This window comes from Leptolyngbya sp. FACHB-60, assembly GCF_014695775.1.
Classification (GTDB): Bacteria; Cyanobacteriota; Cyanobacteriia; order Phormidesmidales; family Phormidesmidaceae; genus Nodosilinea.
Genome location: NZ_JACJOX010000030.1, coordinates 57,992 through 74,568, shown reverse-complemented (window position 1 = coordinate 74,568; position 16,577 = coordinate 57,992). Strand labels below are relative to the sequence as shown.

Below are 16,577 nucleotides of genomic sequence, written 5' to 3'. Positions count from 1 at the left end.
TGATTGACAAGTTCTTGAACGTGAGCTGGCTTTAACCCAAGCCAGCTAATGGTTTGCGCTAAGTCCCAATCTTTGTATTGAGCGATCGCCCGCAGATGGTTCAGGGTGATGGCAAGCGAAGATTTGGTGAGCCAAGGCTTAGTCTACATGTCGTTCTCCTTTTAATATGGCTTCCAAGTCTTGTTGGTGTGGTGACGAAGTTCTTGATTGAGCCAATCTACTAGAGCCTGAGTATTCCAGGGATAGGGATTTGCCTAATAAAAAGCTTTTAACAGCTATTAGGTTTCAGCTTGGAAAAATGAGTTGGTTTGATCATAAAAGCGTACACAAACCCTTCGAGCAGTTACACCGCTAGGAACTCTTGAATGATGTCGTTGGTGAGTTCGCTGGTGGGGCCGTTGGCCACAATGCCGCCCCGCTGCATGGCGTAGTAGTAGTCGGCCTGGCGCACAAAGTGCAGGTGCTGCTCCACCAGCAGCACTGAAATACCGGTGGTTTTAATGATCTTCTTCACCGCCGCCTCAATGTCGAGAATAATTGAGGGCTGAATACCTTCGGTAGGTTCATCCAATACGAGCAGTTTGGGCTGGCCCATGATAGCGCGGGCGATCGCCAGCTGCTGCTGCTGACCACCGCTGAGGTCACCCCCCATGCGATCGAGCATGTCCTTCAGCACCGGAAATAGCGCATAGATCTCTTCGGGCACTTCTTTCTGCGCCTTGCCACGACTGCCCAAGGCCTCCTGACCAATGAGCAAATTCTCTCGCACCGTCAGCCTCGGAATCACTTCTCGGCCCTGGGGCACGTAGCCAATGCCCAACCGCGCCCGGCGATCGGGGGGAAAGCTATTCACCACCTGTCCCTCAAAGCGAATTTCGCCCGTGCGCGGCCGCAGCACTCCCATGATGTTTTTGAGCACGGTGGTTTTGCCTACGCCGTTGCGGCCAATCAGGCAGACCATTTGCCCCCTGGGGATAGTCATGCTCACATCGCGCAAAATGTGGCTTTCACCGTAGTAGAAGTTCAGCCCCGAAACCTCAAGCATGGGCGCGGTCATGGGGTCTTGTAGAGCCGGGGCGGGGAGGGTGGTGGTCATGGAGGTTTGGAGTTTTGAGTTCTTAGGGTTGAGTTTTGAGTTACGTCTCTGGAGGTTAGCTTGAGTCTGAATTCAAAATTCAAAACTCGAAATTCAAAACTTACCTCCGAGCGGCCAATTCCTCTAGGGCGGCAGCTTCTAGGCGGCTAACGATCTCGGGGGGCAGGCCCAGCAAATTCAGCAGTTTTTGGTAGACCATTGCCTCGGTTTGATTGATCTGGTTAGAGCTAATCACCTCGTAGCTGAGCATGAGGGCTTCTTCACGCTGGGTTTGGGTGGTGAGCTGAGGTACCAGCTCTTCTAGGGGGATTTCGGTGGCCAGCAGGCTCTTGAGATCGTTCCGAAGCTCGGCTTGCTCTTCGGGTGCGTGGGCAAACTTGCGGCTGAGGCGATCGAGAATCACCGCCTGCTGCACATCGGCGAAGTTGTCGTCGGCCCAGGCCATGGTGGCGGCAATGCGCAGCAGCAGCATTTGCTCGGGGGTGAGACCGGTTTCTTTGCCCAGGTAGACTTCAATCACCTTGGGGTCGGTCTGCACCTGGTCCATGGTGCCTTCAAAAAGAACGCTGCCCTGGTGCAGCACGGTCACCTGGCGAGCAATCTGGCGCACAAACTCCATGTCGTGCTCAATCACCACAATGGAGTGGCTTTCGGCTAACGACATTAGCAGCTTGCCGGTCTGCTCAGTTTCTTCGTCAGTGAGGCCCGCCACTGGCTCATCCACCAGCAGCAGATCGGGCGACTGGGCCACCAGCATGCCGATCTCAAGCCACTGCTTCTCGCCGTGGGAGAGCAGCGCAGCGGGAATATCGGCTTTGTGGTCGAGACCAATGGTTTCGAGCAGGCCACCGACGGTGCGCTTTTCGGCGAGCGGGGCCTTTTTGAAGAGCGTGGAGAAAACGCTTTTATTGCGATTGCACGAGAGATCGAGGTTTTCGCGGGGGGTGAGGTTGAGGTAGACGCGGGGAGTTTGAAACTTGCGACCAATGCCTAGGCGGGAGATCTCGTGCTCTTTGTATTTGCGCAGATCTTGACCTTTAAAGTAGGCCGCGCCCTCGGTGGGTTTGGTTTTGCCGCTAATGACGTCTAAGAAGGTGGTTTTGCCCGCGCCGTTAGGGCCAATAATCACCCGCAGTTCACCCTCATCCATGCTGAAGTTGAGGTTGTTGATGGCCTTAAACCCATCAAAGCTGACGGTGACGTCTTTAATCTCTAAAACTTTGGTGCTCATGGGGGAGTGAAGGAGTGATGGGTAGGGTGGGCACCGCCCACCATTAGACTGTGGGGCTGATCGAGGTGTTTTTGAGTTAGGTGAGCAATGCCCACGTAAGGGGTTATTGCCTTAGCTAGGCTGTGGAAGCCTCAATTAAATGGTGGGCAATGCCCACCCTACTTCTCAGCAGACTACTTTTCGGCAAACTCGGGGACAGCTTCAACGACCGAATCGCTATCGCTGGCGTAGGGCACATCTGTAGGAGTGAGACCTAGAGCCGAGCTAACCATAGAGCCAAACTGGCGACGACCCCAGCCAATGATGCCGTCCGGCAAAGCCGTCACCACAATCAGGAACAACGCCCCTTGGAAAAACAGCCACACGTCGGGAAAGCGCTCGCTGAGCAGGCTGCGGGCCATGTTCACCAGCACGGCACCCAATACAGCACCGACTAGCGTGGCGCGCCCACCCACGGCGACCCAGATCACCATCTCGATGGAGAAGGCAATATCCATTACCTGGGGAGAGATGATGCCCGATTGGGCTGTGTAGAGGGCACCGGCTATGCCTGCGATCGCCCCTGAGACCGCAAACACCAGCACCTTAAAGGCCGTTGGGTCATAGCCCGAAAAGCGCACCCGGTTTTCGTCGTCGCGAATGGCCACCAGCATGCGGCCAAAGCGCCCGCTGGTGAGCCAGCGGCAGAGGGCATACATGGCGATCAGAGCAATGACGGTGCTGATGTAAAAGAACATCCGCATGCCGTCGCTGCCCACCTGCTGATTCATAAACACCGAGGTGGAGGTTTTAAGACCATTGGTGCCGTTGATCAGCTTTTGCTGACCATTGAACAAGTTAAAAAACACCACCAGGGCGGCCTGGGTCAAAATCGAGAAGTAGACCCCGCGAATGCGGTTGCGGAACACCAGATAGCCCAACAGTCCCGCCACGATCGCCGGGATGGTAAAAATCGCCAGCAGCGTAAACGGCAGCGAGTTAAACGGCTGCCAAAACCAGGGCAGCTCCGTCACCCCGTAGAGACCAAAAAACTCCGGCAGTTGCCCCTCGCCCAGAGTGTTTAACTCCAGGTACATGGCAAAGGCATAGCCCCCCAGGCCAAAGAAGATGCCGTGGCCCAGGCTGAGCAGGCCAGTGAAGCCCCAGATTAAATCGACCCCTAGGGCCACAATACCGAGGGCCAAAAAGCGCCCCAGCAGATTCAGCCGAAAGCCCGTCAGCAGCATCGGCATAATCAAAATCAGGATCAGGGCGATCGCAATGACCGCGATCGCCTCAATCATAAACTTGCGCTTTTGGCTGGCCTTGGCGGCGCGGCGCGGTTGAACGGCCATATCTGTAGTCATAGCCCTATAGCTCCACCGAACGGCCCTTCGGCGGGAACAGCCCAGCGGGCCGCACCTGCAAAAAGGCAATAATCAACGCAAACACCATCACCTTGGCCATGCTGGTTGTGGCAAAGAACGTGAAGAAGTCAATCGCAGGCTGAAAGAAGCCTGTAGGCGGAAACAGCAGCGCCATCGTACCCGACCCCACCAGGTAGGTCGTGATGCCAATCACCAGCGCCGCCACAATGCTGCCCACCAGTTTGCCGACTCCGCCTACCACCACCACCATGAAGGCATCAACGATGTAGTTGGACCCCAAATTAGGGCCGACCGAACCCAGCAGCGTCACCGCGCACCCAGCTATCCCCGCCAACCCCGACCCCAAAGCAAACGTAATCGCATCTACTTGCCCGGTGGGAATACCCAAGCAGGCACTCATACCTCGATTTTGGGTGACAGAGCGAATCCGTAGCCCCCAGGCTGTGCCATTGAGAAACCAGTAAACCGCCACCAGGCAAAGAATGGTGAGCACAATGATGAACAGTCGGGCGGAGGGAAATTGCAGCGTATCGCCCAGCGTGATGCCCCCCCGCAGCCAGCTTGGCGGTGTAACATCCACGTTGCGGGTGCTAAACCAGGCCCGCGAGAATTTAGCACTGCCGGCGTTGCCAATCAAAATCGAGGCCAGCACGGCGATCGCCGCTGACAGCCCCAAAAACACCGGGTTTGCCCAGGGCCGAATGCGTTCCCAGTCGGTGTAGCGCGTCGGCACCCAGCGACCGACCAAAAACAACACCCCAAAGATGCCCAGGCCAATCACCATCGGCAGGCTAACGCTGCGGATGAACTGAATCAAAATCAGGCTCACTCCCCAGGTGGCCAGCAGCGTTTCTAGGGGGCGTCCATACAGATAGCGAATCACCGTTCGCTCTAGCAGCAAGCCCAGCAAAGCGGCCACCAAAAACGCCAGAGGCAGGGCCGCAAAAATGTATAGATCAGGAGCAATCCCCCCAATGCTTTTGGCCACATTTTGCACCACAAAGGTGGTGTAAGCCCCAAACATCATCAGTTCGCCGTGGGCCAGATTAATGACCCCCATCAAGCCAAATACAATGGCTAAGCCCAACGCCACAATCAACAGCACCGCACCAATGCTAATGCCATTAAAAAGGCCACCAATTAAGCCTTCCAACACAGCCTTTACCGATTTAGGGACAACGCGCTACTTAACAAATATTAATTAAACCGCCATAAAAACCGGAACCAATCTCAGTGGAATACTAAGGTGCCCCACAGAGAAGAAATGTTCACCTTTTACAATTTTCGTCTGTTCCAAAGTTTGGTCTCTACCGTCACTTGGGGCCTATTTTAACCCTTTACTTTTTTGAGAAATTAGCTAGGCAAAAAGCCAAAGCTCTAAGTCGAGAGGCTCAATCTTCTAGCAACTCACCGAACGGCAAGAATAGGGCTTACCTAAATATTTGACCGACTCTATAGCAAGAGCGGGGACACAGCTTGCTGCACCCCCGCCAAACTACTGTTCGACAGCACCGCGATCGCGGCTACAGTCTAGCCCTAGGCCTCAAACTTGCCGCCCTTAGCGGGGTCAGACCAGTCGCAGGCAAAACCAATGGTGTCAGGAACAAACTGGTTCCAAGGCTCCGGATCAATCGGACCCTCGGTTTCCCAGACGACATTAAACATGCCGTCATCCATAACTTCCCCAAGCCGCACGGTCTTAGACAGGTGGTGATTAGCATTCATCGTCACGGTACCTTCAGGTGCCGCCATGCTCTGACCGTAGGCCGCTGCCCGCACCTCAGGAATGTCAAAGGTGCCAGCAGCTTCTACCGCCTGCTTCCACAGATAAACCATGATGTAGGCGGCTTCCATGGGGTCGTTGGTCACCCGGTCGTCGCCAAACTCGGCCTTGAAGTCGGCAACCCACTTTTCGTTTTCAGGGGTTTCAACGGTTTGGAAGTAGTTCCAAGACGCCAGGTGGCCCACCAGAAACTCGGGGCCAATCTGACGGACTTCTTCTTCGGCCACGCTCACCGACATCACAGGATAGAGGTCTGGCCCCATGCCCGCGCCCTGGAGCTGCTTGAAGAAGGCCACGTTGCTGTCACCGTTGAGGCTGTTGAAAATCACGCCGCCGTCGGGCATGGCGGCCTTAATTTTGGTGATGATGGGGGTAACTTCGGTGTTGCCCAAGGGCAGATAGTCTTCACCCAGGGTGTTGCCGCCCTTAGCCGTCAGCTGTTCTTTAATGATGGTGTTGGCGGTGCGGGGGAAGACATAGTCAGAACCCACCAGGAAGAAATCTTTGCCCTTGTTCTCAAGCAGCCAGTCAACCGCCGGCTCAATCTGCTGGTTGGGGGCAGCCCCGGTGTAGAAGATATTCTTAGAGCACTCTTGGCCCTCGTACTGCACGGGGTACCACAACATGTGGTCTTTTGACTCAAATACGGGCAGCACGGCCTTGCGGCTAGCGGAGGTCCAACAGCCAAACACGACGGCTACTTGGTCATCATCGATCAGTTTTTCAGCCTTTGAAGCAAAGGTAGGCCAGTCAGAAGCGCCATCTTCAGTGATGGCCTCGATTTGCTTGCCCAAGACACCGCCAGCCTCGTTGATTTCTTTAATGGCTAGCATCTCAGCATCGACCACAGTGGTTTCACTGATGGCCATGGTGCCGCTGAGGGAGTGAAGAATGCCCACCTTAATGGTTTCGCCATCGGCAGCAGCAGTGTCGGTGCCAGCATCGGTGGAACCGGTATCCGTGGTGGTGCTACCGCCACAGGCTTTGAGCAGCATAGAGGTGCCCAGGGTCGCAGACCCGTACACCAAAAACTTCCGTCGATTAAATCGAGTTACCATTCAACCTCGCTCCTGACTCTTTAACGAAAGACTTGTCTTATTCGAGAAATTACATAGACCGTCAGAGTGGATATTAGGAGGTGTGATTGGCAGTAAATGTAGCGTGAGGCACAAAAGGCCTCAACTTCTTTGTAACGTTTCTGAGATATATAGCCTAAAGTGACCTCTTCCTAAAGGCTGATTTTGGGCGATCGCTACCCAGATATGGCCCTGTGACCTTGGGAAAGACTCTATAGAAGCCCTGCTCTACACTCTCAAACCCGCTTCAGCTAAGGAACCGACGTCACTGGTTCAACCGCCGCGTGGTAGCTAATAAAATTGATAATGGTGGCTAAACCAGCCTGGGTTTTGAGGTTGGTAAAGCCAAAGGGGCGATCGCCCCGCATCTTGAGCGCATCTCGCTCCATGACCTCCAGGCTGGCCCCTACCATCGGGGCCAGGTCAATTTTGTTGATTACCAAAAAGTCAGATTTAGTAATCCCCGGCCCGCCCTTGCGGGGAATTTTATCTCCGGCGGCCACATCGATCACGTAGAGGGTCAAATCGACCAGTTCGGGGCTAAAGGTGCTGGCCAGGTTATCGCCACCGCTCTCCACAAACACCAGGTCGAGGGGATTCAATCGAGCTTCAAGATCCTCGATCGCCACCAGGTTCATTGAGGCATCTTCGCGGATGGCGGTATGGGGGCAGCCGCCGGTTTCTACCCCAACGATGCGATCGGGGCTGAGAGCCTGGCTGCGCACCAAGAACTGGGCGTCTTCCTGAGTGTAGATATCGTTGGTGACCACAGCAATCGAGTAGCGATCGCGCAGCGCCTTGCATAGGCTATCTACCAAAGCCGTTTTGCCCGAGCCCACTGGGCCTGCCACACCAACACGAAAGGGAGTTGCCATGTACGCTTAAGCCAACATCAGAATGCTTGGTATCTTACATCGCCTGTTGGACGCTCTGGTGGCAAGCAGAATATCCCAGGGCCTTAGCAGCCCTGGGATATGGTTAGCTGACACTAAAAACTCGGTTGCTAAGACGCTAGCTGTACTTCTCGTTGGAGGCAGTCTCTAGGTCAAACAACACCTGTAGAGTCTGCATGGCGCGCTTGCGGGCCTCAATGTCTCGCTGAGCGCGCAGCTGCACCATGGGGTCGTGGAGAATCTTGTTGACGATGCCCCGAGTCAGCGCCTCAATCACTTCCTGGTGCTTTTCGGCAAACTCACTGCCCAGGCGCGACAGAGCCTTCTCTAGTTCCTGCTCGCGGATAGTCTCGACCTTGCTGCGCAGGCTGCTGATCGTGCCCACGGTGTCGAGGGAGCGCCACCAGTCCATAAAGCTCTCCACCTCCTGGTCGAGCAGCACCTGGGCCTCCATGGCCATGCGGCGGCGGCTGGCCTGGTTTTGGGCCACTACCGCTTTGAGGTCGTCCACGTTAAAGGCGTGGACGTTGTCAAGCTCGTTAGCATTGGTGTGGACGTTGAGGGGAACCGCAATATCAAACAGCATCAGGGTGCGGTTGGACGCCACTAGCGGCTCCAGATTTTCGCGGTGCAGCAGCGGCTCGGTAGCCGAGGTGCAGGTAAACACCACATCACAGGCCTGCACCGTTTCCAGCATGGTGTCGAGGGTGCCGGTGCGAATGTTGGCATCAGGGAACTGCTTGGCTAGCTCGTTGGCCCGGTCGATGGTGCGATTGAGAATGGTGATGGTGCAAGAGTCTTTGGAGATCAGATGCTGCACTAGCAAGCGAGCCATTTTGCCTGCGCCCAGAATGCTGACGTGGCAGCCATTCAGGTGAGGTACCTTCATGCGGGCCAGTTCCACCGCAGCGGAGCTGATGGAGACGGCCCCGGTGCCGATGCTGGTCTCACTGCGCACGCGCTTACCGGCCGTGAGGGACTGTTTCAGCAGGCGGTCTAGCACCCGGCCAATGCTCTTGTGCTGCTGGGCCAGCTGGTGGGCGTGCTTGACCTGGGCCAAGATTTGCCCTTCGCCCAGCACCAGGCTGTCGAGGCCCGCTGCCACCCGCATCAGGTGGTTGACGGCATCTTGATGCAGCAGGATGAACAGATGCTGGCGCAGCTCGTGGAGGGGCAGGCCACTGTGCTCGGAGAGAAACTGAGTTACTTCGCGAATGCCCTGCTCAGTTTCCTCGGTCACGATGTGGATTTCGAGACGGTTACAGGTGCTGAGGATGGAGACTTCGTCGATGTGGGGACAGTGAGTGAGATGGGCGATCGCGTCACCTGTCTGAGCCGTCGGAATGCTAAGTTTTTCGCGAATTTGCACTGGGGCAGTTTTGTGGCTCAGGCCAATTACGGCGATATTCATTCTTCCTCCACGCGTTTAGTAATCACCTAATTTATGGTGTCGACAGATTCTTTAGGAGGCCAAGTCACCGTGAGAATGGCCACGCCAAAGGTTGCTGCGTACACAATTGCCAATATGTTTGAACTTAGAGATAAATAGGCCCTGACTCAAGGAAACTCAACAAAAGTCCATCAAAAACTGTGAACAAGGCCTAAAAAAAGAGATGCAGAATCCCCGCATCTCTAAGCTAACGAATTTAACCCGTACCTAAGACGTTTTTTGCGCCCGTCGGTGTTTATTTGCCAGGGCTAGAACCCCCCAAAGCCATGCTGTCTAAGGCAGCCTTTTACCCTCCTCATTAAGGAGGTAGGGGGGATTAAATCGAGCATCCGCTAGGCCCAAGAGTGCCTAGTGCAGTTGGAGAGCCTTGGGCTGGTCAACCATGTGGATGGTGTCCACAAAGCGAGCGGTCTTGGACTGGCTAGAGATTACCAGCGACTGAGTTCGCATTCCGCCGTGGAAGAAGCGCACCCCTTCCATCAATTCGCCTGGGGTGATGCCGGTGGCGGCAAACAGCACGGTGTCGCCGGAGGCAAGCTCATGGGCATCGTACACTTTGTCGATGTCGGTAATGCCCATTTCGTTTAGGCGGGCGATGTTGGCCTCCTTGCTTTCGCCGATCAGGCCGGTTTTGACCACGGCGGGATCGTAGATCAGCTGACCTTGGAAGTGGCCACCCAGGCAACGCATGGCGGCGGCGCTAATCACCCCTTCAGGAGCCGCACCGATGCCCATCAGCGCGTGGGTGTTGGTGCCCGAGAAGGCGCAGGAGATAGCCGCACCAACGTCGCCGTCAGCAATTAGCTTGACGCGGGCACCGGCATCGCGGATTTCTTTGATCAGGTCGGTGTGGCGATCGCGTTTCATCACCACGACTACCAGTTCGTCGATGCCGCGATCGAGGCACTCGCCCAAAATTTTCAGGTTTTCGGTGGCCGACTTGTTGATGTCAACTTTGCCCTTGGCCTGGGCCGGAGCCGCCAGCTTCTTCATGTAGAAGTCGGGAGCAGCGAACAGACCACCCTTCTCAGAAATCGCCAGCACGGCCATAGAACCGTTTTGACCGTAGGCTACCAGGTTGGTGCCTTCGCAGGGGTCAACGGCAATGTCAATTTCGAGCAGTTCGTCGGGGTTGCAGAAGTCGGTAGCATTGGGCTGGGTGCAAATGCCTACTTCTTCACCGATGTAGAGCATCGGAGCATCGTCCCGCTCGCCCTCGCCGATCACAATGCGACCGCGCATGTGGATCTTGTTCATGCGCTCCCGCATGGCTTCTACCGCCACCTGGTCAGCAATGTTTTTTTCGCCTTTGCCCATCCACCGGGACGATGCGATCGCAGCCTGTTCGACAACCTCAATAATCTCAAGACCGAGGGTACTTTCCACGGGATCAATCCTCCAAACTGCCTATATTTAGTGGGTTTCGCGTTCCCCATCTCGATTTCCCAGTCTATCAGACGGTGGGATCAAGGCATAGGAAATTGTGCTGGGCAGAGCAGAGAATGAAGGAAACATGGGGAAGATAAGGAGGTGAGGAAGAAGAAAGCTGTTTCTCCTCACCTTCCCCATGTTTCCCATCCCCTCATCTGTTCCCTAGGGCACCGTATACTCCGACTCCACCCTCGGTAGCTCACCCTGTTGCACCAGGGCCTGATGAATCATGGCGACAATCTCGGCGCGGGTAGCCGCCTGGGCGGGCTTGAGCTGATCGCGATTGGGGTAATTCACCACCAAGGCGTTGTCGGCAGCGGCGGCCACCTTAGGTCGGGCCCAATCGGGCAGCGAATTGAGGTCAACAAAGGCTTGCAGCGTTTGGTCTGGAGCGGGCGAGTCGGCTAGGCCTAGCCCCGAGGCGAGGGAAACCAACACCTCGTAGCGGGGCACTGCCTGGTCAGGGCGAAAGTCGCCTTCGGGGTAGCCGTTCATAAAGCCCTGAGAAACGGCACTGTTGATCGCTGGAGCGGCCCAGTAGTTGCTCGGCACATCAACAAAGGCGCGCACCGAGCCCTCCCGGGGGACATCGCCAAAGGCCTGATTGAGAAAAGCCGCTAGCTCAGCCCGGGTCACAGGTTGATCTGGCTGAAAGTTGCTCTCAGGAAAATCGGGCAGGTATCCTTCATCAAACATGGGCTTGATGAAGGGGTAGGCCCAGTGAGTAGTCGGTACAGCAGAAATATCAAGGGGTTGAGTGGACTCGATGACCTCGGTTGAGGGGTCGCTCGGTGCCTCATTAGGATTAACGGGAAGTACGACACCCGACGTTGATTCCCTGGAAACTACTGAAGAGCGCCGATCCTCAGGGCCAAAACTCGGTGGCCTAGTAGCCCCAGCGGGGGGATCCTGCCGGGTGCGTTCGTCCCGTTCAAAGGTGCGCGGCTCAAACGCCTCCCCCGCGCCGTCCGGTTCTGCCTGGGTAAGGGAAGACGGTTCCCCAACTCGGCGCGACAGCAGATCCGGATCGGCCAGTAGCCCCTGGCTGCGGGTCAGGCCCCACCACAGGATGGAGCCTATACCCAAGAAGGCCAGCACCACCGCCAGCAGCTCGTCAGGCTCAAGGGTGCGACGCGCTCGGGGCGCAGTGTCTACGACGCGGCGACTGGCGTCAGACGGATTGGGCGGGTCGGGGGGTAGATTCACCATGGTTCGGCAGGCAGCAACGTCCAGGGTTATCCTACCAGAGCTGGCTGGCGCTGGGGGGTAACAACCGGATTACCGGCCTCGTCAATGTCGAGGTGGGCGCGATCGCCCTCTTCCAAAGCGCCAGACAAAATGGCCTCGGCCAGGGTGTCTTCTACCAGACGAGCGATCGCTCGACGCATGGGGCGAGCCCCGTAGCGCTGGTCGTAGCCCTCGCCCGCTAGCCGCGTGCGGAAGGCGTCAGACAAGGTGACCACCATCTGGCGATCGGCCAGGCGCTTATTGACCTGCTCCAGCATGAGGTCAGCGATCTGGTTAACTTCGTCGCGGGTGAGCTGACGGAAGACGATGATCTCGTCAATTCGGTTCAGCATTTCCGGCCGGAAATACTGCTTCATCTCTTCGTTGACCAGGTTGCGGATGTTGTTGTACTGACTGGTGGCCGCGTCAGTAGTGGCGAAGTCAAAGCCGAGACCAGCACCACCTTTCTCAATCACTTGAGAGCCGATGTTTGAGGTCATGATGATCAGAGTGTTCTTAAAGCTCACCACCCGACCCTTAGCATCGGTCAATCGGCCGTCGTCGAGCACCTGCAAGAGCACATTAAAAACCTCAGGGTGGGCCTTCTCGATCTCATCCATCAGAATGACGCTGTAGGGCCGGCGACGCACCGCTTCAGTGAGCTGACCGCCCTCGTCGTAGCCCACAAAGCCCGGAGGCGAGCCAATTAGCTTTGACACCGTGTGGCTTTCCATAAACTCCGACATGTCGAGGCGAATCATCGCCTCTTCGGAGCCAAACAGCGCCACGGCCAGAGCCTTAGACAGCTCGGTTTTGCCGACTCCAGTGGGGCCAGAAAACACCAGGCTGGCAATGGGGCGATCGCCGCTGGCCAGGCCCGAACGCGCCCGCCGAATTGACTTAGCAGCCGCCATCACGGCTTCGTGCTGACCAATCACCCGCTCGTGGAGCACGTCTTCTAGGTGCAGTAGGCGCACGGCCTCAGTTTCGGTCATCCGGTTCACCGGAATCCCCGTCCAGGCGGCCACGATATCGGCGATGTTTTCTTCATCGACATTGGGCAGCGCAGGCAGACTGTCGGTCACCGCTTCACCGTACTCGGGAATGTCGGCCTGGAGTTGCTGAATCAGTGCCTGACGCTTCTCCCGCAAGGTTTTGGCCTTAGGGAATTCTTGCAGCTGAATCGCTTTATCCAGCTCTTTATTTACCTCTCGCAGCTGCTGCTTGAGTTCTTTGGAGGGATATTTGGGCATGAATCGCAGCTTCACCTGGGAGCCCGCTTCGTCAATCAGGTCGATGGCTTTGTCAGGCAGGTGGCGATCGCTGATATAGCGATCCGACAGTTTGGCGGCAGCTTCCAGCGCCGCATCGGTGAAGTTCACCTGGTGGAACTGCTCGTAGCGGCTGCGCACCCCTTGGAGAATTTCAATCGTCTCGTTCACCGAGGGCGGGCTTACAGTAACAGGCTGAAAGCGACGCTCTAGGGCAGCATCGCGCTCAATATATTTGCGGAACTCATCGATGGTGGTAGCCCCGATACACTGCATCTCGCCTCGCGCCAGGGCGGGCTTGAGCATGTTGGCAGCATCAAGGCCACCTTCGAGGGAACCAGCCCCAATCAGAGTATGGATTTCGTCGATCACCAGCACCACATCGGGGTCTTCGCGCACTTCCTGCACAAGCTGGGTGAGGCGCTCTTCAAAATCGCCTCGAAAGCGCGTGCCCGATACCAAAGAACCCATGTCGAGGCTAATCACCCGCTTGGTGATCAGCGCTTCGGGCACATCTTGGTTGACGATGCGCTGGGCCAAGCCCTCAGCGATCGCCGTTTTGCCCACCCCTGGCTCACCCACCAAAATAGGGTTGTTTTTGGTGCGACGACCCAGAATTTGCACGACGCGCTCGATTTCCTTGGCGCGGCCCACCACGGGGTCAATTTTACCGGCGGCGGCTAGAGCGGTCAGGTCGTGGCCAAACTCAGCGAGAATTTTACCGGTCTTACGGGAGCTATCGCGATCGCTCTCACGACGGACACCAGCAGGCATAGCGGCCACCTCACCAATATCTTGAATAATGCGGGTGCGCACCTTGGCTGGGTCAACCCCAAGGTTGGTGAGTACCCGATAGGCTACACTCTCCGTGTTTTGGCAAAGGCTAAGCAGTAAATGCTCGGGCTCAATGTAGGGTGAGTCCATCTTGCGGGCCTCTTGAAAGGCCTGCTCAAACACCTGCTTAACTTTAGGCGTGAAAGGGATTTCAGGCGGTACGCTGCCGCTGCCGCGGCCAATAATGGCCTCAACTTCGGCGCGGGCATCGTCGATGTTGACGCCAAACTCACTCAGCACTTTAGCCGACAGAGTTGATTCTTCTTTGATCAGGCCTAACAGCAGTTGCTCGGTGCCGACGAAGTTGTGGCGCAGCCGACGGGCCTCTTCCTGGGCCTTCATGATGACGGCGATCGCGGTATTAGTAAAATGTTCAAACATGGCAGTTAAATCAGTACCAATGGCGTGAGGAGTGACAGAGGCCGAAATTGACTGGGCAAAAACGGGCTGCGACTGTGGGTAATGTCGGGGCCATGGATCCCCAAAGCATGAATATGGACCTACTGAGTTATTAATACTTTACGTAGATGCACGCATAATCCGCAGTGAGGAGAACCGTAGGAAACGGGTCGGCTTAGGCATTCGTTGACCAAATCGGCCTCATGGGTGAGATGAATCACCAGCAGCAAAAATCACAAGCAATAGTTTTTCCTTAGAGATTATTTACATTACTTAACCTTATCTTATAACCTAGACTCCAGTTCGGCAAATTGCTGAGGTTGACCCGCAAAATAGCGGAACCGCTTTAAAAAAATCGCTCTATCATTGCAGCACTGTTGCAGAACCAACCTGCTAGCAGCTAAGTGTTCGAGCGATTTTCGATCTCAAGACCAGATCTCGCTTTAATATTGGTACATAAGAACTATATCTCCCTGGGCCGACCGTGACCGTTGCCATAGAACTTGCCAGTGCAGAAGACCTTCGAACCGCGCTAGGGCGCTGGCTAGAAGACTATGGCCATAGCGTTCACCGCCAGGTGCCCTGCCCCGAGGAGGGAAATGTAGACCTGCTCACACCGGCCTACGCTATCTATTGCCCCCCAACCCTCACCCCCCCCGACCTATGGGCGACAGTCGACAAAATTCAGCTCCACCAGCCGCACTTTCCTGATCAGCGATCGGTGATCGCGGGGCTCACTCCCGAGACCGACTGGGAGTCGGCCCAGGCTATTGCTGAGCAAATCCAGCCTAAGGGTATTGAGATTTGGTTTCTCGATCAGATGCCGCAGTTCGTGGATTACTACAGGCAGATCAAGGCCGAGCCTCTGTCCCAGCCGTCAGGGCGATTGACTCGGCGCAACCCCCTAGCTGGCTGCTTGATTTCCCTAGGGATGGCGGCAATTTTGAGCGCCAGCTTTTGGTTGGCTTACCGCATTTTGGATCGCCATCAGCTTCGAACGGCTTCTGGTAGCCAGGAAAATCGCCTGTGGGAACAGCTGCACAACTCTGTAGAAGTCTGGGACATGAACACCACCCTGACCACCCTAGAGCGCCTGCGTACCAGCCGCAGCCCCTGTGCGTCGCAGTTCGCCGAACGGTTTGAAACTAGCCTGAAGCAGCAGGGGGCCGAAGGGTTTAGAGACATTAACCCAATTAAGCGGGCCCTCAACTTACAAGATGGCTGCCGCTTGGAGATTCGAGAATACGACTTTTCGCAATAGCTAGTCTCGATAGTGAGCTGTGGAGGCGATCGCCCCTACCTCGGCTTGTAAAGGTCGAGATAGACGCGATCGCTCTAGCCAATCTATTGCGCCTAAATAGCAATAGATACTGCCCTAGAGCGCTTGAAACCTGCCCCAAAGCCTTGGCTGGTAACAAGGCTACTCTTATCATCTCTCTTTTCGAAAGACGTCTAGTTATAGCTGCCTGAGCAGACTTAACAAAACTTAATCTTTATCTATTGAGAATGATTCTGATCTGTGGTGAAATCTTCTTATTGAGTATTGTTCTCAACAGATGTCTTATGGATATTGACCTTGCTAAGGATCCATTGGCTGTGCGAACCCATGGCAATCCTGAAGTGAGCTGTGCGTTGGGTTAACTTCTCCTCTCTTGGGGGGCATATAGGGCTCCAACATCCTGCCCCCCTTTTCTCATATCTAAAAATTTTGCATCCGATGACTGCACCCACCTGCCCCGATGCCCTATGGCTAAACGTCAGCCCTGGTTTTGAGCGGTTTGACCACAAGCTACTGGGCTGCCTAGCTCGCCATGTTGAAGTTGCCCACTGGGCCTATCGTCAAACCCCCGATGAACCGAGTTCCCTCGATATTGCTATTACCTTGCTGCACGATTACCTTAAAAGTCACAATCGACCGGTACATCTCCTGGGCCATGGCCTCAGTGGACTAGTGGGGTTGCTCTATACCCGCCAAAACCCTCACCGGGTTAAGTCGCTAACGCTGCTGTCGGTAGGCGTTAACCCTATGGTCGATTGGCAAGCTCACTACTACACTCAACTCGAACGTCTGCCCTGCAAACGGCGGCAGGTGCTCACCCAAATGGTCTATAGCCTGTTTGGTCACCAGGCACAACCGTTAGTACGGGGCTGGGTCAACCTGTTAGAGCAAGATTTGCTGCACTCAGTATCGCCTCACTCGCTGCTCAAGCGGGTTAGCCTCTGCCCCGGTAGGGTGGCGGTGCCCCTGCTCGTTTGCGGTGGCGAAGCAGATGCTGTCGTTAACCCGACTCAAATTCAGGGATGGCAGCCCTGGCTCAAAGGGAGCGATCGCATGGCTCTATTTCCCGGTCGCCACTTTTTTCATGCTACGCATCCCCATCCTGTGGCCAACCAAATTTTGAGCTTTTGGGGAACGACCGACAACCTGTTAGTCACGCCCCAAAGTCTAAGAACAGTTCCCTAATCTCTGTCACTGCTTTTAGCGTGGCAGGCCGTTGAGTAGCCACAAACTAGGGCAA

The 16,577-nt window shown here is 55.7% G+C and carries 12 protein-coding genes; 2 read left to right on the top strand and 10 right to left on the bottom strand.

The window, feature by feature from the left end; translation table 11 throughout:
• Window positions 1–343: 343 nt before the first annotated feature.
• From urtE to H6F57_RS12545, 10 genes are all read right to left on the bottom strand, one after another.
• Window positions 344–1,096, bottom strand: a complete 753-nt coding sequence (gene urtE / locus H6F57_RS12590) for an urea ABC transporter ATP-binding subunit UrtE (protein ID WP_199294739.1) — start codon at window positions 1,094–1,096, stop codon at window positions 344–346.
• Between the two features lie 100 nt (window positions 1,097–1,196).
• Window positions 1,197–2,327 (bottom strand): urea ABC transporter ATP-binding protein UrtD, encoded by a 1,131-nt coding sequence (gene urtD, locus H6F57_RS12585; protein WP_190629044.1) that lies wholly within the window; start codon window positions 2,325–2,327, stop codon window positions 1,197–1,199.
• 173 nt (window positions 2,328–2,500) lie between these two features.
• Complete coding sequence (gene urtC, locus H6F57_RS12580; RefSeq protein ID WP_190629042.1) at window positions 2,501–3,673, bottom strand: urea ABC transporter permease subunit UrtC; 1,173 nt, start codon at window positions 3,671–3,673, stop codon at window positions 2,501–2,503.
• Window positions 3,674–3,677: 4 nt separating this feature from the next.
• The gene (locus H6F57_RS12575; protein ID WP_190629040.1) at window positions 3,678–4,850 is read right to left on the bottom strand and encodes a branched-chain amino acid ABC transporter permease; all 1,173 of its coding nucleotides are present in this window, start codon (window positions 4,848–4,850) and stop codon (window positions 3,678–3,680) included.
• Between the two features lie 380 nt (window positions 4,851–5,230).
• Entirely contained in the window at window positions 5,231–6,535 is a 1,305-nt protein-coding gene (gene urtA / locus H6F57_RS12570) for an urea ABC transporter substrate-binding protein (protein WP_190629038.1), read from the bottom strand.
• A 269-nt stretch (window positions 6,536–6,804) separates the two neighbouring features.
• Entirely contained in the window at window positions 6,805–7,428 is a 624-nt protein-coding gene (ureG, locus tag H6F57_RS12565; protein ID WP_190629035.1) for an urease accessory protein UreG, read from the bottom strand.
• A gap of 136 nt (window positions 7,429–7,564) precedes the next feature.
• Complete coding sequence (locus H6F57_RS12560; RefSeq protein ID WP_190629032.1) at window positions 7,565–8,857, bottom strand: glutamyl-tRNA reductase; 1,293 nt, start codon at window positions 8,855–8,857, stop codon at window positions 7,565–7,567.
• A 387-nt stretch (window positions 8,858–9,244) separates the two neighbouring features.
• Window positions 9,245–10,282 (bottom strand): class II fructose-bisphosphatase, encoded by a 1,038-nt coding sequence (gene glpX, locus H6F57_RS12555; RefSeq protein WP_190629029.1) that lies wholly within the window; start codon window positions 10,280–10,282, stop codon window positions 9,245–9,247.
• A 207-nt stretch (window positions 10,283–10,489) separates the two neighbouring features.
• Window positions 10,490–11,536: an S-layer homology domain-containing protein gene (locus tag H6F57_RS12550; protein ID WP_190629026.1), complete on the bottom strand. Its 1,047-nt coding sequence runs from the start codon at window positions 11,534–11,536 to the stop codon at window positions 10,490–10,492.
• Between the two features lie 26 nt (window positions 11,537–11,562).
• Window positions 11,563–14,040: an ATP-dependent Clp protease ATP-binding subunit gene (locus H6F57_RS12545; RefSeq protein WP_190629024.1), complete on the bottom strand. Its 2,478-nt coding sequence runs from the start codon at window positions 14,038–14,040 to the stop codon at window positions 11,563–11,565.
• Between the two features lie 502 nt (window positions 14,041–14,542).
• Between H6F57_RS12545 and H6F57_RS12540 the strand changes: the two genes are divergently transcribed.
• Both H6F57_RS12540 and H6F57_RS12535 read left to right on the top strand, forming a co-directional pair.
• Window positions 14,543–15,319: a hypothetical protein gene (locus H6F57_RS12540; protein WP_190629021.1), complete on the top strand. Its 777-nt coding sequence runs from the start codon at window positions 14,543–14,545 to the stop codon at window positions 15,317–15,319.
• Between the two features lie 456 nt (window positions 15,320–15,775).
• Window positions 15,776–16,522 (top strand): alpha/beta hydrolase, encoded by a 747-nt coding sequence (locus H6F57_RS12535; RefSeq protein WP_190629018.1) that lies wholly within the window; start codon window positions 15,776–15,778, stop codon window positions 16,520–16,522.
• Window positions 16,523–16,577 lie beyond the last annotated feature (55 nt).